Raw genomic sequence first — 249 nt, forward strand, 5'->3', positions numbered from 1 at the left:
CACGGGCCTACCTGGGCGTTCACTGGCCGTCCGACGTGCTCGGAGGCTGGGCGCTGGGCGGCTTGCTGCTCACCGTCAGCGCAGCCGGGCTGTCAGCGGCGCGGGCCCGCTGCACAGCCGGGCGCCTCGGCAGGGACGGCGACGACGACGTCGGGGCAGATGTCGGCGCAGATTTGGCGCCCGGCACGTCGTCACCTAGACTCTAGGGGTTGCCGTGGGCAGACCTCGGCCGGTGCATCTTCGCCAACC

General features: G+C 72.7%; 1 protein-coding gene. It reads left to right on the forward strand.

Annotated elements, in window-relative coordinates; all coding sequences use genetic code 11:
- A partial coding sequence (locus F6Q13_RS18990; RefSeq protein WP_293059822.1) for a phosphatase PAP2 family protein occupies positions 1-206 on the forward strand: 206 nt, incomplete at its 5' end.
- Between the last annotated feature and the right edge of the window lie 43 nt (positions 207-249).

Source organism: Mycobacterium sp. (genome assembly GCF_008709575.1).
In the GTDB taxonomy this organism is placed as follows: domain Bacteria; phylum Actinomycetota; class Actinomycetes; order Mycobacteriales; family Mycobacteriaceae; genus Mycobacterium.